The organism is Cryobacterium arcticum (genome assembly GCF_001679725.1).
In the GTDB taxonomy this organism is placed as follows: Bacteria; Actinomycetota; Actinomycetes; order Actinomycetales; family Microbacteriaceae; genus Cryobacterium; species Cryobacterium arcticum_A.
The window spans coordinates 652542-673421 of the sequence record NZ_CP016282.1 but is presented as its reverse complement, the minus strand read 5'-3'; the positions used below and the strand labels follow the sequence as shown (position 1 = coordinate 673421).

The window sequence follows — 20880 nt, the reverse complement described above, 5'->3', positions numbered from 1 at the left end:
GAAAGCTCAGCGCACACCGTCGTGCAGTAGCGGGGGGCGGAGAAAACCTCCGCCCCCTCGAAAAGAACTAGATCGACGGCACCGTGTCCGCCGCGGCGAGGTCGACGCCGTGCACCTCATGGAGCTCCGCGACAGCCTGCTCGATTTCAGCGGCGGTGCGCTCGGCGTCCCAGCCGAGCACCGGCGCGAGCAGCCCGGCGAGTTCCTCGAGCAGGGGCACGCTGAGCCCACCGACGAAGGCGAGGCTCGTGCGGCGCAGCAGCAAGTCGATCAGGTGCGTGACGGACTCTTCGCGGGCCAGGTACTCGATCTCCCGGCGGGAGTAGAGCGGGTTGTGCTCCAGCGGAGCATCCGGCTGCTCGGTGAGCACGTCGATGATCGCGGCGGCACGGGTGCCGTACCGGGTGAGCAGCTGCTGGGCGCGGGCACGGCCCACCTCGTCACCGTGGGCTGCGAGCCACACCGTGAGTGCGGCGGGCGTGGCCGGGAAGCCCTTGCCGCCGCCGATGGCCAGACCCACTGTGGACACGAGGCGCGGCTGGCCCAGCAGGGCCAGGATGTCGCCGCTGAGGTGTTCCGCCAGCGCCCGGAAGGTGGTCCACTTGCCGCCGACGAGGCTGAGCAGGGTGCCGGGGCGCGAGCCCAACGGGCTGGACTCGATGCGGTAGTCGCGGGAGACGAAGCCGGGGGCCTCGTCGTCGTGCCGGGGCAGCGGGCGCACGCCGGAGAACCGGAACACGATGTGCGAACGGTTCACCTCGATGTCGGGGAACACGTGCTTGACCAGGTCGAAGAAGTAGTCGATCTCCTCTTCGGTGGTGCGGATCGGCTGGCTCATGTCGTGCTCGAGGTCGGTGGTGCCGATGAGCACCCGGCCGGCGAGCGGGTAGATCAGCACGATGCGGCCGTCGTTGTTCTCGAAGAAGATCTCGCCGCCGCCGGTGGCCTCGAGCAGCTCCGGGTGGTCGAGAACGATGTGCGACCCCTTGGTACCGCCCATGTAGGTGCTGGCCTGGCCGAGCGCCGAGTTGGTCAGGTCGGTCCACGGCCCCGAGGTGTTCACGACCACGTCGGCGGCGAAACTGAATTCCTCGCCCGTGCTGGTGTTGCGGAGGCGCACGCCGTCGGCATCCATGCCCACGGCTTCGACGTAGTTGGCGGCGCGGGCGTGCGGGCCGGCGTCGAGGCCGTCGCGCAGCACATCGAGCGCGAGGCGCTCGGGGTCGTGCATCGAGGCGTCGTAGTAGGTGGCGGTGTACTTGAGGCCGGGGTTCAACCGCGGCAGCCGGGCGAGCGACTTCTTGCGGCCGTGGAACTCGTGCTTGGGCACCGAGCCGCCGTCGCGGGAGAAGGAGTCGTAGAGCACCAGGCCCACCTTGATCAGCAGCGCGCCGCGCTCCTGCGCCTTGCCCTGCTTGTGGGTGAGGAAGCGCAGCGGAGCGGCAAGGACCCCGGAGAGGGCCGAGAACATCGGCACCGTGGTCGGCAGCGGCTTCACGTAGTGCGGGGCGATCTTCAGCAGGCCGTTCCGCTCAGTGACGGACTCCTTGACCAGCCGGAACTCGCCGTTCTCTAGGTAGCGGATACCGCCGTGGATCATGTGCGACGACGCTGCGGATGCCCCGGAGACGTAGTCGCCCCGGTCGACGATCGCCACGTCGACACCCTGCAGTGCCAGGTCGCGGAAGGTGGCGATGCCGTTGATGCCGGCGCCGATGATGAGCACCTTCGCGTTGGGGCGCTGGGCGAGTGCGGCGCGGGCGGCGTCGGCGGGTGAGGAAACGGGGTTGGACTGCACTGTTCACTACCTTTGTTCGTCATTCGACCAAGCCGACGACCGGATACTGCTCGGTCGGTTTGGTGCGGAAAGCCCAACCGGGTTTGCGCGGGGGCCCTCCATATGGATTAATCAAGCTTGAGTAGATCAATCACATCCGGTCAAGCCGAGTGAACAAACGTGCAAGGAGGGGCTGTGAGCCTCGTCGACGAGTCAGCGCAGTCCGATCGGGTGCGGGATGCCCTCACCGCGGCGCACCTGTATTACATGCAGGACCTGACCATGGATGCCATCGCCCACGAGCTGCATACCTCCCGCTCCTCGGTGTCCCGCCTGCTCAGCCACGCTCGGGCGACCGGCCTCGTCGACATCCAGATCCGCTCGCCACTGGACGCCCCGAGCCGCCTCGAGCTGCTCATCGCGGAGCGCTTCCAGATCACCGCGCACGTCGTTCCGGTGCCCGATCACGCCACAGACGTGGACAGATTGGAACGTGTGGCGCTCTCAGTTGCACGGATTCTCGGTCAGTTCTTCGACTCGAACATGGTCATGGGGATCGCCTGGGGCTCCACGATGAACGCCATCAGCCGCCACGTGACGCCCAAACAGACCCACAACTCGCAGATCATCCAGCTCAACGGCGCCGGCAATATGCGCACCACCGGCCTCAGCTACGCCAGCGAGATCCTCGGCCGGTTCGGCTACGCGTTCGGGGCGCACGTGCACCAGTTCCCGGTGCCGGCATTTTTCGACAGCCCGGCCACCAAGCAGGCGCTTTGGCGGGAACGCAGCGTGAGCCGTCTGCTCGAGATGCAGGCCCGGATGGATGTGGCCCTGTTCGGTCTCGGCTCCCCGTTCTCCGAGGTGCCCAGCCACGTCTACGCGGGCGGGTACCTGGAGGAGGCCGACTACACCTCGCTCAGCCGGGCGGGCGTGGTGGGCGATGTGGCCACCATCTTCTACCGGGCGGACGGCTCCACCGACGGCATCCTGCTGAACGCACGCGGTACCGGCCCTGATTTCGGCGTGCTGCGGAGGACCCCGCGCCGGCTCTGCGTGGTCTCGGGGACGGCGAAGCTCGCCAGCCTTCGCGGTGCGCTCAAGGCCGGCCTGATCACCGATCTCTTCGTGGACGAAAGCACTGCACGGGCCCTGGTCTCGGCGACCTGAGGAACCCGAGAAGTCGTCAGATGTCGTCGGGAATACCTCATCACCCCACACGTTGAGATATAACTGACTATAAGAAACGTGCTCCGGGGTCGGTGAGAATCCGAACCGGCGGTGAAAGTCCGCGAGCCGGATCCTGCTGTTTGGGTTCCGGTTGAGCTGGTGAAATTCCAGCACCGACGGTTAAAGTCCGGATGGGAGGCGCACGGATCGACGGTTGTTTGTGGACCGTCGACGGCTTTCGCGTACGCGAAAACCCCCTCCCGGAGCGTCTACGACGGGACAGGGAATGCACCAGCAGCACACGCTCGACAGCGCCATGCGCCGAGCCCTGCAGCTGGCCGGCAACGGACCGGCCGCGGGCGTCAACCCCCGGGTCGGTTGTGTCATCCTCAGCCCCGTCGGCGAGGTCATCGCCGAAGGCTGGCATCGCGGCGCCGGCACCGCTCATGCCGAAGTGGATGCGCTCGCCCAGCTAGCCCCGGATGCCGCCCGTGGAGCCACGGCCGTGGTCACCCTCGAACCCTGCAACCACACCGGCCGCACCGGCCCCTGCGCCCTCGCCCTGATCGACGCCGGCATCGGCCGTGTCGTCTACGCCGTCGCCGACCCCGGCCGGCACTCCTCCGGCGGCGCCGACCGCCTGCGCGCGGCCGGTGTCGACGTGACCGGCGGGCTCCTCGCCGACGAGGTCGAGGCTTTCCTCTCCGACTGGCTGGTCGCCGCCCGGCTCGGCCGCCCGTTCGTGACACTCAAGTGGGCCTCGAGCCTGGACGGCCGCGCCGCGGCGGCCGACGGCAGCAGCCGCTGGATCACCGGACCGCTCGCCCGGCAGGACGTGCACGAGCGTCGCGCCGCGGCCGACGCGATCCTCGTGGGCACCGGCACCGCCCTGGCGGACGACCCGGGCCTCACCGCCCGCGACCGTGACGGCGCCCTGCTGCCGCACCAGCCGCAACCCGTCGTGGTGGGCGACCGGGCCGTGCCGGCCGGCGCCGCGGTGCACCGGCATCCCCTCGCACCCTGGTTTGTGCCCGGCCACGACGTGGCCGCGGTGCTCGCCACCCTGCATGAGCGCGGCATCCGCCGGGTGTTCGTGGAAGGCGGCCCCACCCTGGCCAGCGCCTTCGTGCGGGCCGGGCTGGTCGACGAGTTCCTGGTCTACCTGGCTCCCACCCTCCTCGGCGGAGACCGGCTGGCCCTCGGCGACATCGGCGTCACCGGCATCGCCGGGCAACGCCGGCTGCACATCGACGACCTTGTGCGGCTCGGTGAGGACATCCTGCTGGTCGCCCGCACCATCCCCACCGAGACCACCACCGACCAGACCATCCCCGCCGTGACAGCCAGCGAGAAGTGAAGAGGACCCCATGTTCACCGGAATCATTGAGGAGCTCGGCAGCATCGAGCACATCGAGCACACCAACGACGCCGCCCGCCTCACCATCCGTGGCCCGCTGGTGGTCGACGGCGCCGGGCACGGCGACTCCATCTCGGTGAACGGCGTATGCCTGACCGTGGTGGAACAGACCCCCGACACCTTCACCGCCGACGTGATGGCGCAGACCCTGGCCATGTCGACGCTGTCCGGCGCCACCGAGGGCTCGGCAGTGAACCTTGAACGTGCCGCCTTGGTGGGCGGCCGGCTCGGCGGCCACCTCGTGCAGGGCCACATCGACGGCACCGGCACCGTGCTGGCCATCGTGCCCGGCGACGCGTGGCGGGTCGTGCGTTTCACGCTCGGCCCTGCCCTGGCGCCCCTCGTGGTGGACAAGGGCTCGATCGCCATCGACGGCGTGTCCCTCACTGTGAGCAACATCTCCCCGGCAGCCGAGCCTGAGCAGTGGTTCGAGGTGTCGCTGATCCCCGAGACGCTCGCGGCCACGACCCTGGGCGGCCTCGAGATCGGCGACCGGGTGAACCTGGAGACCGACATCCTGGCCCGGCACGTCGAGCGGATGCTCGCCCTCGCGGCGAGCGCCGCCGAGCGGGCCGCCCCGGCCACCCGCGCCGCATCCGAACTTTCCGAACCGTCCGCAGCATCCGTTGTACAAAGGAGCACCTCATGAGCCTCGCCGACATCCCCACCGCACTCGCGGCACTCCGGCTCGGCAAGCCCGTCATCGTCGCCGACGACGAGGGGCGCGAGAACGAGGGCGACGTGATCATCTCAGCCCAGCTGGCCACGCAGGAGTGGCTGGCCTGGACGGTGCGGCACTCCTCCGGGTTCATCTGCGCGCCGATGACCAACGACATCGCCGACACGCTCGACCTGCCCGTGATGGTGCTCAACAACGAAGACCCCCGCGGCACCAACTACACCGTGACCGTCGACGCCGCCGACCGGCTCAGCACGGGCATCAGCGCCGCCGACCGGGCGCACACCCTGCGCGTGCTGGCCGACCCGGCTTCCACGCCCACCAGCCTCAACCGGCCCGGCCACATCCTGCCGCTGCGTGCGATGGATGGCGGCGTGCGGGAACGTGACGGCCACACCGAGGCCGCCGTGGACCTGATGAAACTGGCCGGGCTCGTGCCCGTCGCCGGGATCAGCGAGATCGTCGCCGAGGACGGCGAGATGATGCGGTTGCCCGGACTGCTCGTGCTCGGCGAGCGCGAGGGTATCCCGGTGATCACCATCGCCGACCTCATCGAGTACCTGCAGGAATTCCACTGCGACGACGACCTCGCCTCGGTCAGCCCCATCCGCGAGTCGCCGCGGGTGGACTTCGAGGTGGAGACCACGGTGCCCACCTCGCACGGCGCCTTCAAGATCCGCGCCTACCGCGACCGGATGACCGGCGCCGACCACGTGGCCATCGTCTCAGGCACCCCGCACGACGGCGCCCTCGTGCGCGTGCACTCCGAGTGCCTCACCGGCGAGGCCTTCGGCTCGCTCAAGTGCGAGTGCGGCCCGCAGCTGCAGGCCGCCCTGGACACCATCGACCGGGAAGGCGGCGTGGTCGTGTACCTGCGCGGCCAGGAGGGCCGCGGTATCGGGCTGATCAACAAGCTGCGCGCCTACAAGCTGCAGGAAGACGGCCTGGACACCCTCGACGCGAACCTCGCGCTCGGCCTGCCCGCCGACTCCCGCGACTACGGCGCGGCCACCGCCATCCTCGACGAGCTCGGCGTGAGCTCGGTGCGCCTACTCACCAACAACCCCGAGAAGGTGCGCCAGCTCGAGGCGCACGGCGTGACGGTCACCGAGCGGGTGCCGCTCGTCGTGGGCGTCGGCAGCCACAACGAGGACTACCTGGCGGCCAAACGTGACCGCATGGGCCATGAAATCTCAGCACACCAGATCGTGAAAGGACTCGCACTATGAGTGGAGCAGGCTCCCCCGACATCAACGTCGACGGCACCGGACTGGAGGTCGTGATCATCGCCGGCCGCTGGCACGACGTGATCACCGACGGGCTCATCGCCGGGGCCACCCGGGTGCTCGAGGCATCCGGGGCGACGTTCTCGCTCGTGCGCGTTCCCGGCAGCTTCGAGCTGCCCGTGGCGAGCAAGGTGGCGCTGGATGCCGGCGCCGACGCGGTGGTGGCGCTCGGCGTGATCATCCGCGGCGGTACCCCGCACTTCGAGTACGTGTCGGCGGCGGCGACGGATGGCCTCACCCGCGTGGCCCTGGACACCGGCAAGCCCGTGGGCTTCGGCGTGCTCACCCTGGACGACGAGCAGCAGGGCCTGGACCGGGCCGGCCTGCCCGGCTCGAAGGAAGACAAGGGCGAGGAGGCTGCGACGGCGGCCCTGGCCACGGCTCTCGTGCTCAAGGCCCTGCGCGACCGGTAGCCCACGAGGTCTCCACAAGCTCGACCGCCAAGGCGGGCGCGACGGACGAGGTGGGCGCGACGGACCGGACCGGCGCGACCCACACGCTGATCGAGCCTGTCGAGATCCCGCGAGCCGAACACGTTCGCGACAACCCTCACGAGGTCTCGACAAGCTCGACCACCGAGGCGGGCTCGACCACCGAAGTGGGCTCGACCACCGAAGTGGGCTCGACCGACGAGGTGGGAACGCGCGCGGAGTGACTAGTGGGGCGCCAGCAGGGCGTCGACGCGTTCGAGCAGATCGTTGGCCCGGAACGGCTTGATCAGGTACCCGTCGGCCCCGGCCGCCATCGCCTGGGCGATGTCGCTGTCCTGCGACTTGGCCGTGAGCAACAGGATGCACGGCTGGGTCAGCGTGGTGTCCGCACGGATCTGCGCACACACCTCCACCCCGGTGAGCTTGGGCATCATCCAGTCCAGCACCACCAGGTCCGGCACGCTGGTGCGCGCCGCCTCCAACCCCTCCTGCCCGTCGCCGGCCTCGGACACCTCGTGCCCGGCGCGGCGCAGCTTGTGGACGATGAGCGCCCTGACATCCTCGTCGTCCTCGACGATCAGAATGCGTGACATGCGTGCTCTCCCCCGACTCGACCGGAAACATGCGCGCTACGCCCGCGAACGGGGCACACGGCGCGCTACGTTGACATTATCCGACCGCGCCGCGGCCACAGCTCACAGGGGGACACCACGCCGGTGAATAATCTCGTCGCGTTGCTCTGGAGCGCGCCCCGTCTCTGGCGGTATGCCGCGATCGCCGTGTTACTGCTGTTGGTCTACCTCCTCGGCCTCGCCGCGCTGTCGGCTCCGGCATCGCCCAGCGGGGTGGCCGCCTGGTGGCCTGCTGCCGCCGCCGGAGTCCTCGCGCTCTGCCTGGCCCGCGGATCCGAACGTTGGCTCGTCGCCGTGCTGGTGGGCGCCGTCAGCGTGGCATCGAATCTCAGCGGCGGACGCACGCTGGCCGTCGCCCTCGGTTTCGGCCTGGCCAATGCGCTGGAGACCTTTGTGTTCACCGCGATCTTCGCCCGAGAAAACCGTCCCGCCCAGCTCGACACCGTGCGGGACGTGCTGCGATTCGCCGTCGCGGCGGCGTGCGGGGCCGCGGCCGTGGGCGTCGTGGCAGCCGGCACCCTCGCGCTGCTGACGGGCGCGTCCTTCGGCGCCGTGCTGTTCTCGGCGCTACCGTCCCACGCCTTCGCCGTGTTCACTCTCGTTCCGCTGGCGCTGACGCGAGGCCGACCGGGCCGGGCCGAGAGGCGACTGGAGTTGCTCATCCAAATCGGCTTCGTGCTGCTGGTGCTCGGCGTGGCGTACGGCCCGGGCAGGTCCCTGCCGATCTCATTCCTCATCCTGCCCCTGCTCACCTGGGCGGCGTTCCGGTTCGGCATCCGGGTGGTGGCCTGGGAACTGTGTCTCACCGCGTTGGTGGCATCGGGATTCACCTCGATGGGAATCGGCTATTTCACCTCGGCCGGCGGCACCGCGACCACCGCCACGGGCTCCCTCGTGCACCTCTTCCTGATCACGTACGCGACCTCGGTGCTGCTGCTGGCCGCCGAACTCGCCCAGCGGGACGCCCTGCTCGAACGCGAACGAGAGGTGGTGCACGCTCTGCTGGACCTCAACCGCCAGAAGGACGATTTCGTCTCGTCGGTCAGCCACGAGCTCCGCACCCCCATCACCAGCATCCTGGGCTTTGCGGAAGAGCTCGAAGACACCGATCTCACCCACGAGCAGGCCCGGTTCACCCGGGTGGTCGTGCGCAACTCGCACCGGCTGGCCCAGCTGGTGGAGAACCTGCTCGATCTCTCCAGCATGAGCCTGCGGTCGGACGCCGGCCCGGTCGGGCCTGTCGACCTGCGCACCCTGGTCACCGAGTGCGTCGAGGAGCTGACCCCGCAGGCACACAGCACCGGCGTCACCCTGACCGCCGAGTTCGGCGACGGGATGCTGACCCTGCAGAGCTCGGCATCCGACGTGCGGCGAGTGCTGACCAATCTGGTCGGCAACGCCGTCAAGTTCACGCCGGCACACGGGCGGGTGTGGGTGGGCTGCACCGCCGACGCCGACGGGGTGCTGCTCACCGTGAGCGACAACGGCATCGGCATTCCGCCGTCCGACGTGGAGCGGGTCTTCGACAGGTTCTACCGGTCGGCCAGCGCCGAGTCGCTGCCGGGCACCGGTCTCGGCCTGCCGCTGACCAAGGGACTGGTCGACCGGCTCGGCGGCACCGTGGACCTGCAGTCCGACGGCCGCACCGGCACCCACGTCACGATCGCCCTGCCCCGGCGGGCCGCGCCGGCACCGGCGAGGGATTCGTCGGCCGTCACCGCCGGAATGTAGGGTGAATCAGGGCCGCCACAAGCGGCCCCCTCTCATTGCACCGTCTCACGTTCGCCCCAGTCGACTGACCGCCGCCGCGCGCCGAACGCCAGCCCCGCCATCTCTCTTTGTGAAAGCGCCGTTTCCCCATGTCTGCATCCACCGCGGCGGTCACCTCCGCCGCTCCCGCGCCCGCGAATCCGCGCAGCCGCGTCATCCTGGCCAGCCTCATCGGCACCACCATCGAGTTCTACGACTTCTACGTCTACGCCACCGCGGCGGTCCTCGTCTTCCCGCACCTCTTCTTCCCCACCGGCAACGAGACCGCGGCCCTGCTGGCCTCGTTCGCGGTGTTCGGCGCCGCCATGGTGGCCCGCCCGCTCGGCGCCCTGTTCTTCGGTCACTTCGGCGACCGGAAGGGCCGCAAGGCCACTCTCGTCGGCGCTCTGCTCACGATGGGTATCGCGACGTTCCTCATCGGCGTGCTGCCGACCTACTCGATGGTGGGCTGGTTCGCCCCGGCCATGCTGGTGGTTCTCCGTCTCGCACAGGGCTTCGCACTCGGCGGCGAGTGGAGCGGTGCCGCCCTGGTGGCCACCGAGAACGCGCCGAAGGGCAAGCGCGCCTGGTACGGCACCTTCCCGCAGGTGGGTGCACCGCTCGGTTTCATCATCGCCAACGGCCTGTTCCTCCTCATCGCACTGCTGTTGCCCTCCGACGACCCGACCCGGCCGTCCGACGCGTTCCTCGAGTGGGCCTGGCGGATTCCGTTCCTGTTCAGCGCCGTCATGGTGATCATCGGCCTGTGGGTGCGCCTGCGCCTGGTGGAGAGCGACTCGTTCACCAAGATCGTCACCACCAAGAAGGTGGCCAAGCTGCCGCTCGCCGCGGTGTTCAAGACCAACTGGCGCGAACTCATCCTGGGCACGTTCATCATGCTGGCCACCTATGTGCTGTTCTACCTGATGACCACCTTCAGCCTGAGCTACGGCCGTGCCGCAACGGATGCGCCGGTGGCCGGTCTCGGCTACAGCTACACGACGTTCGTGCTCATGATGATCGCCGGCGTGGTGTTCTTCGGCATCTTCACCCTCGCCTCCGGGCCCTGGGCCGACCGGTTCGGCCGTCGCCGCACGCTGCTCTGGGTCACCGCGGGCATCGTGGTGTTCGGGTTCCTCTTCGTTCCGCTGCTGGGCGCCGGGTTCATCGGCGTGATGGTGTTCCTGATCCTGGGCTTCACTCTGATGGGAATGACGTTCGGCCCGATGGGCGCCCTGTTGCCTGAGCTGTTCCCCACCAATGTGCGTTACACCGGCTCGGCGTTCGCGTACAACATGAGCTCGATCCTCGGTGCGGCCGTGGCGCCGTTCATCGCCGTGTGGCTGTGGACCCTCGGCGGCGGCAGCCCGTTCTGGGTGGGCATGTATCTCTCGGTGATGGGCCTGGTCACCCTGGTGGCGCTGTTCCTCAGCCGCGAAACCCGCGACCTCGACCTGGACCGCTAGGGGTCACCCACCCCAGGTTCGCGAAGGCGGTCATGGTGCTGCCTCAGTTCGCTGAGGCAGCCACATGGCCGCTTTCGCGCACCTGGATCGCGGTTAAGCTCGAGTGGTGAGTACGACTACCCCCGGCACCGCTTCGTCCGAGACCCCCGCAGCCAAGCCCCGCTCCCGGATGGGTCGGCGTGGCGCACCCGTCGAAGGTCCGCGCGCATCCTTCAGCCAGCTGTTGCCCTACCTCTTCGAGCACAAGGCCGTGCTCAGCGTGGTCGTGGTGCTCAGCGTGCTCGGCGCCGCGGCCAGCCTGGCGCAGCCGCTGCTCGTGAGCCAGGTCATCACCCTCGTCGAGGCGGGCAATCCGCTAGACGGCATCGTCGGCGCCCTCGTGGCCCTTGTCGTGGTCTCGGCGCTGATCAGCGGCTACCAGCACTACCTGCTGCAGCGCACCGGCGAGGGCGTGGTGCTCTCCAGCCGTAAGCGCCTGATCGGGCGGATGCTCAACCTGCCGATCAGCCAGTTCGACGCCCGTCGCACCGGGGACCTGGTCTCCCGGGTGAGCTCGGACACCACCCTGCTCCGCGCCGTACTCACCCAGGGCGCCGTCGAGGCCATCGGCGGGTCGCTCACCTTCATCGGCGCCATCATCGCGATGCTCATCATCGACCCGGTGCTGCTGGGCCTGACCGTGCTCGTGATCGGCGTCTCCGTGGTCACCGTGGTTCTGCTCAGCCAGCGCATCCGCACGGCCAGCCTGGCCGCGCAGACCAAGGTGGGCGACCTCGCCGCGAGCGTGGAACGCGCCATCAGCGCCGTGCGCACGGTGCGCGCCGCGAACGCCACCGCCCGGGAGATCACCGTGGTGGAGAAGGACGCCGAGGGCGCCTGGCAGATGGGCATCAAGGTCGCCAAGATCTCCGCCCTGGTCGTGCCCATCGCCGGCATCGCCCTGCAGGTGTCGCTGCTCGTCGTGCTCGGCGTCGGCGGCTTCCGCGTCGCCGACGGGAGCATCACGGTCGCCAACCTCGTCGCGTTCATCCTGTTCCTGTTCATGATGATCATGCCGCTGGGCCAGTTCTTCGGGGCGATCACCTCGATCAACTCGGCGCTCGGCGCGCTCGGCCGCATCCAGGAGATCATCGACCTGCCCAGCGAAGACCAGTTCGACCGAGACATCGCCCCGCTGGCGATCGTGGTCGGCGCCGCGAACGCCCGGGTCAACCCGCAAGCGCCGGCGATCTCGTTCGAGGACGTGCGCTTCCACTACGCGCCCACCGTGGCCGCCACGACGGATGCCGTCACCGGCGAGCCGCTCGTGCGCCCGGGCCCGGTGGCCCAGGCGGTTCTCGCCGCTGAAGACGGCACCACCCCCGACGCCACCACCGAGTTCGGCGGCACGGACGGTGTGGCCCCGGCCGGGGAGACCACCGCGGCAGCCGAACGCCAGCCCGTGCTGCGCGGCGTCTCGTTCAGCGCCCCGCGCGGCCTCCGCACCGCCCTCGTCGGGCCCTCTGGCGCCGGCAAGAGCACCATCCTCGCGCTGATCGAGCGGTTCTACGACGCCGACTCGGGCGTGGTGCGGCTCGGCGGCCTCGACATCCGCAGCCTGGACCGCACGGACCTGCGCAGCCAGATCGGCTACGTGGAGCAGGACGCTCCGGTGCTGGCCGGGTCGCTGCGCGACAACCTCACCCTCGCCACGCCCGACGCCACCGACGAGGAGTGCGTGGCCGTGCTGCACGCCGTGAACCTCGGCGAGGTGCTCGACCGCGACCCGGCCGGCCTGGCCGCCGCGGTCGGGGAGGACGGCGTCAAGCTCTCCGGCGGCGAGCGCCAGCGCCTGGCCATCGCCCGCGCGCTGCTCGCGGCGCCGCCGATCCTGCTGCTCGACGAGTCCACGTCCAGCCTGGACGGCATGAATGAGCAGCTGATGCGGGAGGCCATCGACGCGGTGGCCGTCGATCGCACGCTGATCGTGATCGCGCACCGGCTCTCCACCGTCGTCGACTCCGACCAGATCGTGGTGCTCGACCACGGCGAGGTGGTGGGCACCGGAACCCACTCCGAACTCGTCGTGTCCACGCCGCTCTACCGCGACCTGGCCAAGCACCAGCTGCTCGTCTAGGCGCCCACGCGGAGTGCCCGCGAGTTGCCGAAAAGTGCCGTCTCAGCAGGCGCGAAGGGGCAGTTTCCGGCAAGTCGGCGTAGTCGGCGTCGGCGCTCGCTCACGGGCTCAGGGGCGGCGGAAGCGCAACGTGACGATCTCGAACGGCCGCAGGGTGAGGATCAGCTCGCGGGAAGGCCCGGCAGGCACCCCGGAGGACTCCTCGGCCAGGGGCGCTCCGGCGGCGAGCTCGACGCGGGATACGGCGAGGGGGCGCTCGAGCAGGTCGGTTTCCACCACATCCGTTGCCTCGAAGTGACGGATGAGCCGGGCCGTCGACCGGTTGCCGTGCGCCTCGTAGAGCCGCACGATGAGGTCGCCGCTCTGGTCGTCCGCCAGCTTGACCGCCTCCACGACCACCGCGGGGTTGTCCAGCCGGAGGAGCGGCTCGATGCCGACGGCGCCGACTCCGGTGACCGTTCGGAGTGGCACATTGAGCCGGTAGCCCTCGGCGACGGCCTCGGGGATGCCGGCGGCCGGGCGCACCGCCACCCGCAGCTCATGGCGGCCCTGATCGGCGGTCGGGTCGGGGTAGACCGGGGCGCGCAGCAGGCTGAGCCGCACCGTCGTGCCGCTGCGTTCCGCACCCGTTTGGGCGGCCGGGGTGCCCACCGCATCGGCAGCATCCGCCGGGTCGTGCTCGGCACGGTCCGGTTTCACGGCACCGGGCGGCGTGCGGTCGATCGCGTGCCCGTGGGTGGAGTCGTTCGCCACCGCCACCCCGTAGCCGGGCTCGCCCACGTGCACCCACCGGTGCGCCACGGTCTCGAACCGGGCCGCATCCCAAGTGGTGTTGGCATGCGTGGGGCGGAAGACGTGGCCGAATTGGATCTCGGACGCGGCCCGGTCGGCCTGCACGTCGAACGGGAACACCAGCCGCAGCAGCTTCTGCCGTTCGTACCAGTCGACCACCAGGCGCACATCCAGCGTGGCCGAGCCGGCGCGCAAGGTGAGCTGCTGCTCCACCCGGGAGCGGCCGAAGGTGCGCACGACCCGCACCCCCACGACGTCGTCGCTGTCCACGAGCGCCTCGACCACGTCGGCCTCGGTGAGGTCGGTGACGGTGCGGCGGTGATGTTCGTCGATGTCCCAGGCATCCCACCGGGTGGGGGTGTCGCGGTGCAGTTGTAGCAGGTTGCCGCGGCTGCCGGCCGGGATGAGTTCCCGGTCGGCGAGCACGTCCCGCAGTGACGGGATCAGCCCGTCGGCGTCGATGGTGACGGCGATCAGGCCGTTCCGCAGCACGAGGCCCGCCGGGCTGTGCTCGATCAGGGCCGCTGCATAGCCGGGAACCGGGGGTGCGCCGTCGGAATCGGCGCCGAGCCCGGGCACGCCGTCCACCGCGTAGGGGCCGGCGTTCAGGCGCAGCCGCCGACTGCCGGGCCCGGCGATGGCGCGTACGGCCTCGTCGATGATGGCCGTGAGCGTCCGGTCCGTGCGGGCGTGCAGCCGTTCGGCCTCCTGGTGTACCCAGGTGATCGAGGTGCCGGGCAGGATGTCGTGGAACTGCAGGAGCAGCACCGTCTGCCAGGCCTGCTCGAGGGCGGCGTAGGGGTAGGCGGCGCCGGTGCGCACGGCGGCCGTCGCCGCCCACAGCTCGGCCTCGCGCAGCAGCCTCTCGCTCTGCCGGTTGCCCCGTTTGGTGCGGGCCTGCGAGGTGTAGGTGCCGCGGTGGAACTCCAGGTACAGCTCCCCCGACCACACCGGCGGCGACGGATGCTCCGCCTCGGCCGCCGCGAAGAAGGCCTGCGGAGTCGACAGCTCCACGGTGGGCGACCCCTCGAGGTTCCGGGTGCGGCGGGCGGCCGCGAGCATCTCCCGGGTCGGGCCGCCCCCGCCGTCGCCCCAGCCGAACGGCACCAGCGAGAGCGTGGCCGCGGCCTTCTCGGCGAAGAGGCGCTCGGCCCGGGCCAGTTCGGCGGCGCTCAGCTCGGCGTTGTAGTCGGCCACCGGCGGGAAATGGGTGAAGATGCGGCTGCCGTCGATGCCCTCCCAACTGAAGGTGTGGTGCGGGAACACATTGGTGTCGCTCCAGGACAGCTTCTGGGTGAGGAACCAGCGCATCCCCGCGAGCCTGGCGATCTGCGGGAACGCGGCCGAATACCCGAACGAGTCGGGCAACCACACCGCCCGGGGTTCCCAGCCGAACTCCTCGCGAAAGAACCGTTGCCCGGCCACGAACTGCCGCACCAGTGCTTCACCGCCGGGCAGATTGGTGTCGGACTCCACCCACATGCCGCCGACCGGCACGATGGTGCCGGCCGCGACGGCCGCGCGCACCCGGGCGAACAGCTCCGGGTCGTGCTCCTTCACCCAGGCGAACTGCTGCGCCGACGACATGCCGAAGTGAAAGTCGGGGTTGCCCTCGGCGAGCGCCAGCACGTTGGCGAGGGTGCGGGAGACCTTCCGCGGGGTTTCCCGCAGCGGCCAGAGCCAGGCGCTGTCGATGTGCGCATGCCCGACGGCGTGCACGTGATGGGCGCTGGCGGCCGCGGGGCGCTCCAGCAGCGGCGCCAGTTCGGCCCGGGCGGCGGGCGCGGTGCCGGCCACGTCGTCCGGGTCCAGCCGGTCCAGGCAGCGGGCCAGCCCGGCCCGCAGCTGGGCGCGCCTCGTGGAGGCCGCCGGCAGTTCCCCCTGCAGGCCGTCGAGCGCCCGGATGTCCTGCACCAGGTTCCACACCTCGAGGTCGCGCAGGGCTACGTCGATCCGGCCGAGCGTGTACAGCGGATCGGTGCCGAGGGTGGCGGGGTCGCCGAGCGGTGTGGGAGCAAAGGTGAAGTCGTGCACGAGGTCGGGGTTCGACGCGGCCTCGATGTAGAGGTCGATCACGCCACCCGGGCTCGTGGCGCCGGCCGCCGGGGAGGTGCCGTCGTCGTCGGGAGTCATGGCCGGCAGCGGCACCCAGCGGTTGAGCGACTGCAGCCCCTTGACCACCCGGCCGTCGGCGGCATAGACGAGGCCCTCGGCCTGGAACCCGGGGATCGCGGCGGTGAAACCGAGGTCGACGACCAGCTCCGGCTCGGTGCCGCGGCTCTCGGCCCACGCGGCCGGCACCACCCCGGTGACGTGCAACCAGGTGCTGCCCCAGGCCGTGCCCCACCGGGCGCCGGGCTCGATCGGGGCGAAGTTCTGGGCCACGGCCTCCGCGAACCGCACGGGCGGGTCGGTCACCGACGCGCCCGGGGAGGCATCCGCCGACCATGCGGTGATCGTCAGCGGATGCCGCGCCCGGTAGACGGCGGGCAGCAGCCGCTCCCGCAGGACCCGGTAGAGTCGTTCGTCGTGCAGCCGTTCGTTGTGATGCATGCGTGCCTCCGCTCGAGCGCACCATAGCCCGATCCGCGGGCGCGGGTGACGGATTGGCCGGCGCAACCCCTCCGCTGATCGAGCCCGTCGAGATCCCGCGAGGTGCGCACGTTCGCGACAACGCTCACGAGGTCTCGACAAGCTCGACCGACGAGACGGGCGCGACCCATACGCTGATCGAGCCTGTCGAGATCCCGCGAGCCGAACACGTTCGCGACAACGCTCACGAGGTCTCGACAAGCTCGACCGACGAGACAGGCGCGACCCACACGCTGGTCGAGCCCGTCGAGATCCCGCGAGGTGCGCACGTTCGCGACAACGCTCACGAGGTCTCGACAAGCTCGACCGACGAGACGGGCGCGACCCACACGCTGATCGAGCCTGTCGAGATCCCGCCAGCCGAACACGTTCGCGACAACGCTCACCAGCTCTCGACAAGCTCGACCGACGAGACAGGCGCGACCCACACGCTGATCGAGCCCGTCGAGATCCCGCGCGCCAGACACGTTCGCGACACCACTCACCAGGTCTCGACAAGCTCGACCGACGAGACAGGCGCGACCCACACGCTGACCGAGCCCGTCGAGATCCCGCGCGCCAAACACGTTCGCGACACCACTCACCAGGTCTCGACAAGCTCGACCGACGAAACAGGCGCGACCCATACGCTGATCGAGCCTGTCGAGATCCCGCGAGCCGAACACGTTCGCGACAACGGTCACGAGGTCTCGACAAGCTCGACCGACGAGACAGGCGCGACCCACACGCTGACCGAGCCCGTCGAGATCCCGCGCGCCAAACACGTTCGCGACACCACTCACCAGGTCTCGACAAGCTCGACCGACGAAACAGGCGCGACCCATACGCTGATCGAGCCTGTCGAGATCCCGCGAGCCGAACACGTTCGCGACAACGGTCACGAGGTCTCGACAAGCTCGACCGACGAGACAGGCGCGACCCACACGCTGATCGAGCCTGTCGAGATCCCGCGCGCCAAACACGTTCGCGACAACGCTCACCAGGTCTCGACAAGCTCGACCGACGAGACGGGCGCGACCCATACGCTGATCGAGCCTGTCGAGATCCCGCGAGCCACACACGTTCGCGACACCACTCACGAGGTCTCGAGGTCTCGACCGACGAAGGGGTCAGTTACCCGAGACGGCTCACCGTGCCGCGGCCCGCTAGGCGGAGAGGTGGTAGCGCACGCTCGCCAGTTCGGCGTGCAGCGCCGCGGGTACCCGGCTGCCGAACCGGGCGAAGAACGCCTCGGTGAGATCGCACTCGGCCAGCCAGGAGGCCGGGTCGATGCGGAACAGCTGCTCGAGCGCATCCGGGCTCACATCGAGTCCGTCGACGTTGAGCGCACCCTCCACCGGCAGCAGCCCAATCGGGGTGTCGACGGCTTCCGCCGCCCCCTCGACCCGGCGGATGATCCACTCGAGCACCCGCGAATTCTCACCGAAGCCGGGCCAGAGGAAGCTGCCGTCCTCGCCTTTGCGGAACCAGTTGACCTGGAAGACCGCGGGTGCCTGCGCGCCGAGGCCCCGGCCGACACGCAACCAGTGCGCCCAGTAGTCGGCCATGTTGTAGCCGCAGAAGGGCAGCATCGCGAAGGGGTCGCGGCGCAACTCCCCCACGGTACCCTCGGCGGCGGCGGTCTTCTCCGACGAGATGGTGGCACCCATGAACACGCCGTGCTTCCAGCTGCGGGCCTCGGCGACGAGCGGCACGTTGGTGGCGCGGCGGCCGCCGAACATGATCGCGTCGATGGGCACCCCGCCGATATCTTCCCAGCTGTCGGCGATGGACGGGCACTGCGCTGCGGGAACGGTGAACCTGGAGTTGGGGTGCGCGGCGGGCCGGCCGCTGTCGGGGGTCCAGGACTTGCCCTCCCAGTCGGTGAGGTGCGCCGGCGGGGTGTCGGTGAGGCCCTCCCACCAGACATCGCCGTCGTCGCGCAGGGCGACGTTGGTGAAGATGGTGTTGCCCCACACCGTCTGCACGGCGGTGGGGTTGGTGGTCTCGCCGGTGCCGGGAGCGACGCCGAAGAACCCGGCCTCCGGGTTGATCGCCCAGAGCCGGCCGTCGCTGCCGGGGCGCAGCCAGGCGATGTCGTCGCCGATGGTCTCCACGGTCCAGCCGGGCACGGTGGGCTTGAGCATCGACAGGTTGGTCTTGCCGCAGGCCGAAGGGAACGCGGCGGCCACGTGGTAGGTGCCGCCCTCGGGCGAGGTGACCTTGATCAGCAGCATGTGCTCGGCCAGCCAGCCCTCGTCGCGAGCCATCACCGAGGCGATCCGCAGCGCGAACGACTTCTTCGACAGCAGCGCGTTGCCGCCGTAGCCGGACCCGAACGACCACACCTCACGGTCCTCCGGGAATTGCACGATGTACTTGGTGTCGTTGCTGGGCCAGGTGACATCGGCGCGGCGGATGCCCGCCTTGTTCACGAGCGGGAAGCCCACGCTGTGTACGGTGCGCACCCACGGCGTGCCCGCCTCGATCAGGCGCAGCACGGCCTGGCCCATCCGGGTCATGATGCCCATGTTGAGCACCACGTAGGGCGAGTCGGTGAGCTCAACGCCGAGCTGCGAGATGGGGCCGCCGAGCGGGCCCATCGAGAACGGCACGACGTACATCGTGCGGCCGCGCATGCTGCCGGTGAAGACGGCGCCCAGTTCGGCGCGCATCCGGCCGGGTTCGGCCCAGTTGTTCGTCGGGCCGGCGTCGTCACGGTGGGTAGAGCAGATGAACGTGCGGTCCTCCACCCGGGCCACGTCACTCGGGCTGGTGCGGGCGAGGAAGCTGTTCGGCCGCCACTCCGGGTTGAGCCGGATGAGCTTGCCCTCGGCGACGAGCTGCTTCGAGAGAGTGTCGGCCTCCTGGGCAGTGCCGGTGCACCAGACGATGGCGTCCGGCTGGGTGAGGCGGGCGATCTCGTCGACCCAGGCCTGCAGCGCGGGGTCGGTGGTGCCGGTGGGCGCCCCGTAGGCGGTGGGCACGGTGGTCTCGGTAGAGTGGGCGGCGTGGGCCCGGATGCGGCTCTGGCCGGGGTGGGTGACGGTCATTGTCTGGCCTTCCTCAAGATGCTTTTTCACTGGGCAAAGTACTCCCGGGCGGCTGCCACGGTGAGTGAAGCAGGGGCAGAACGCTAATTTCGTCCTGTTCAATAAGAATGCGACCGGATTCGGCGCAGAAACCGAAAAACCCTTGTTAAGAAACACGCTTCTTTACGTATGCTTAAGGAATGCCAACGCCGGCCTCCGACCTCGTCACCCTGGGTCACCGCATCCGTCACTTTCGCAGCGAGCGAGCGCTCACGCTCGACCAGCTCGGCGAGCAGGTGGGCCTGGCGGCCAGCCAACTCTCGCTGATCGAGAATGGCCGCCGGGAGCCCAAGCTGTCCACGCTGCAGCAGCTGGCCCAGGCTCTGGGGGTGCCGCTCGCCGATCTGCTCAGCGGGGAGGCGCCCAACACCCGCGCGGCCCTGGAGATCGAACTGGCCCGGGCGCAGAAGAACCCGCTCTACGGCGCGCTCGGACTGCCCCAGGTGAAGGTGACCAAGGGCATGCCGCTGCCGGCGATCGAGTCGCTCGTTGGCTTACACCGGGAGTTGGCCCGCCGCGCCAGCGAGGCCATCGCCACCCCCGAGGAGGCCCGCCGGGCCAACACCGAGTTGCGTGAACGGATGCGTGAACGCGGCAACTACATGCCCGACATCGAGCAACTCGCCGAGGAGCGGGTGCGCGCCTCCGGCCACGTCTCCGGGGCACTCACGCACCGGGAGGTGAGCGTGATGGCCGAGCAGCTGGGTTTCACCCTGATCTACGTGAACGACCTCCCACACTCCACCCGGTCTGTGACCGACCTGGCCAACCACCGCATCTACCTGCCTCCGGCGTCGATCCCCGGCGGACACGGGCTGCGTTCGATGGCGCTGCAGGCCATGGGGCACCGCCTGCTCGGCCACGAACGCCCGGCGAGTTACGCCGAGTTCCTCTGGCAGCGGCTGGAGATCAACTACTTCGCCGCCTGCTGCCTGATGCCGTTGGAGGCGACCCGCAGCTTTCTGCAGACCGCCAAACGCGACCGGGTGCTCTCGGTCGAAGACCTGCGCGACGCGTTCGGGGTCACCCACGAGGCCGCGGCTCTGCGGCTGACGAACCTCGCCACCGCGCACCTGGACATGACCGTGCACTTCCTCCGGGTCTCCGGCGACGGCGCCCTGCAGAAGGGTTACGAGAACGACGGTCTGCCGCTGCCGGCCGATGTGACCGGGTCGATCGAGGGGCAGCTGGTTTGCAAGCAGTGGAGCGCCCGCAGCGCGTTCACGCACACCAACCGCACCACCGAGTTCTACCAGTACACCGATACCCCGGCGGGCACGTTCTGGTGCGCCACCCAGACCGGCACCACCTCGGATGGCGAATTCTCGATCAGCGTCGGAGCCCCGTTCGCGCAGGCCAAGTGGTTCCGCGGCCGGGAGACCACGCAGCGCACGGTGTCGCGCTGCCCCGACGAGTCCTGCTGCCGGCGCCCGTCCGGCTCGGTCGCCGCCCGCTGGGCCGGGCAGGCCTGGCCGAGCGCCCGGCTACACGCGCACGTGCTTTCCCCGCTGCCCAGCGGCACCTTCCCCGGCGTCGACGACACCGAGGTCTACGAGTTCCTCGAGGCGCACGCCGACAAGTAGCGGCCGCCGGAGGCATGACTCCTGCAATTCGGTCGTCGCCCGGTCCCTGCCCGGGTGAATACGGGCATCCGTCCCGTCTGTACTGAATTCTGCAGGAGCTGTGCATCACCACCCAGGGT

Annotated in this window: 15 protein-coding genes and 1 riboswitch; of the genes, 10 read left to right on the top strand and 5 right to left on the bottom strand. The window is 69.8% G+C overall.

Annotation, left to right across the window (positions count from 1 at the left end; genetic code table 11):
• Positions 1 to 67 precede the first annotated feature (67 nt).
• A complete protein-coding gene (locus tag PA27867_RS02930) occupies positions 68 to 1798 on the bottom strand; it encodes a glycerol-3-phosphate dehydrogenase/oxidase (RefSeq protein WP_066592964.1) in 1731 nt (576 codons plus the stop codon).
• 174 nt (positions 1799 to 1972) lie between these two features.
• Between PA27867_RS02930 and PA27867_RS02925 the strand changes: the two genes are divergently transcribed.
• From PA27867_RS02925 to PA27867_RS02900, 6 genes are all read left to right on the top strand, one after another.
• A complete protein-coding gene (locus PA27867_RS02925; protein WP_066592959.1) occupies positions 1973 to 2947 on the top strand; it encodes a sugar-binding transcriptional regulator in 975 nt (324 codons plus the stop codon).
• A gap of 75 nt (positions 2948 to 3022) precedes the next feature.
• Positions 3023 to 3154: riboswitch (FMN riboswitch) on the top strand.
• A gap of 79 nt (positions 3155 to 3233) precedes the next feature.
• Positions 3234 to 4304 (top strand): bifunctional diaminohydroxyphosphoribosylaminopyrimidine deaminase/5-amino-6-(5-phosphoribosylamino)uracil reductase RibD, encoded by a 1071-nt coding sequence (gene ribD, locus PA27867_RS02920; RefSeq protein WP_066592956.1) that lies wholly within the window; start codon positions 3234 to 3236, stop codon positions 4302 to 4304.
• A 10-nt stretch (positions 4305 to 4314) separates the two neighbouring features.
• Complete coding sequence (locus tag PA27867_RS02915; protein ID WP_066592954.1) at positions 4315 to 5013, top strand: riboflavin synthase; 699 nt, start codon at positions 4315 to 4317, stop codon at positions 5011 to 5013.
• Positions 5010 to 6272 carry a GTP cyclohydrolase II gene (gene ribA / locus PA27867_RS02910; RefSeq protein WP_066592949.1) on the top strand — a complete coding sequence of 421 codons (1263 nt, stop codon included), beginning with the start codon at positions 5010 to 5012 and terminating at the stop codon, positions 6270 to 6272. Before PA27867_RS02915 ends, ribA begins: the two co-directional genes overlap by 4 nt.
• Positions 6269 to 6742 (top strand): 6,7-dimethyl-8-ribityllumazine synthase, encoded by a 474-nt coding sequence (gene ribH, locus PA27867_RS02905; RefSeq protein ID WP_066592947.1) that lies wholly within the window; start codon positions 6269 to 6271, stop codon positions 6740 to 6742. The genes ribA and ribH overlap by 4 nt, the downstream gene beginning before the upstream one ends.
• 50 nt (positions 6743 to 6792) lie before the next feature.
• Positions 6793 to 6984 (top strand): hypothetical protein, encoded by a 192-nt coding sequence (locus PA27867_RS02900; RefSeq protein WP_066592945.1) that lies wholly within the window; start codon positions 6793 to 6795, stop codon positions 6982 to 6984.
• Here PA27867_RS02900 and PA27867_RS02895 read toward each other — a convergent pair whose 3' ends face one another.
• On the bottom strand, positions 6985 to 7353 hold the full coding sequence (locus tag PA27867_RS02895) for a response regulator transcription factor (protein ID WP_066592942.1): 369 nt from the start codon (positions 7351 to 7353) through the stop codon (positions 6985 to 6987).
• Positions 7354 to 7476: 123 nt separating this feature from the next.
• On the opposite strand from PA27867_RS02895, the gene PA27867_RS02890 reads away from it, so the two are divergent.
• The 3 genes from PA27867_RS02890 to PA27867_RS02880 all read left to right on the top strand — a co-directional run bounded on the left by PA27867_RS02890 (position 7477) and on the right by PA27867_RS02880 (position 12723).
• Positions 7477 to 9123: a sensor histidine kinase gene (locus PA27867_RS02890; RefSeq protein WP_084020608.1), complete on the top strand. Its 1647-nt coding sequence runs from the start codon at positions 7477 to 7479 to the stop codon at positions 9121 to 9123.
• Positions 9124 to 9251: 128 nt separating this feature from the next.
• The gene (locus PA27867_RS02885; protein ID WP_066592938.1) at positions 9252 to 10607 is read left to right on the top strand and encodes an MFS transporter; all 1356 of its coding nucleotides are present in this window, start codon (positions 9252 to 9254) and stop codon (positions 10605 to 10607) included.
• A gap of 169 nt (positions 10608 to 10776) precedes the next feature.
• Positions 10777 to 12723, top strand: a complete 1947-nt coding sequence (locus PA27867_RS02880; RefSeq protein ID WP_066592935.1) for an ABC transporter ATP-binding protein — start codon at positions 10777 to 10779, stop codon at positions 12721 to 12723.
• A 108-nt stretch (positions 12724 to 12831) separates the two neighbouring features.
• Here the strand turns inward: PA27867_RS02880 and PA27867_RS02875 are convergent, their stop codons facing one another.
• The 3 genes from PA27867_RS02875 to PA27867_RS02870 all read right to left on the bottom strand — a co-directional run bounded on the left by PA27867_RS02875 (position 12832) and on the right by PA27867_RS02870 (position 19139).
• A complete protein-coding gene (locus PA27867_RS02875) occupies positions 12832 to 16068 on the bottom strand; it encodes an alpha-mannosidase (RefSeq protein WP_066592933.1) in 3237 nt (1078 codons plus the stop codon).
• Complete coding sequence (locus PA27867_RS20510; RefSeq protein ID WP_157109098.1) at positions 15975 to 17087, bottom strand: hypothetical protein; 1113 nt, start codon at positions 17085 to 17087, stop codon at positions 15975 to 15977. The genes PA27867_RS02875 and PA27867_RS20510 overlap by 94 nt, the downstream gene beginning before the upstream one ends.
• Positions 17088 to 17252: 165 nt before the next feature.
• A complete protein-coding gene (locus PA27867_RS02870) occupies positions 17253 to 19139 on the bottom strand; it encodes a phosphoenolpyruvate carboxykinase (GTP) (RefSeq protein WP_084020606.1) in 1887 nt (628 codons plus the stop codon).
• A 179-nt stretch (positions 19140 to 19318) separates the two neighbouring features.
• On the opposite strand from PA27867_RS02870, the gene PA27867_RS02865 reads away from it, so the two are divergent.
• A complete protein-coding gene (locus PA27867_RS02865) occupies positions 19319 to 20761 on the top strand; it encodes a helix-turn-helix domain-containing protein (RefSeq protein WP_066592931.1) in 1443 nt (480 codons plus the stop codon).
• Positions 20762 to 20880: the final 119 nt, after the last annotated feature.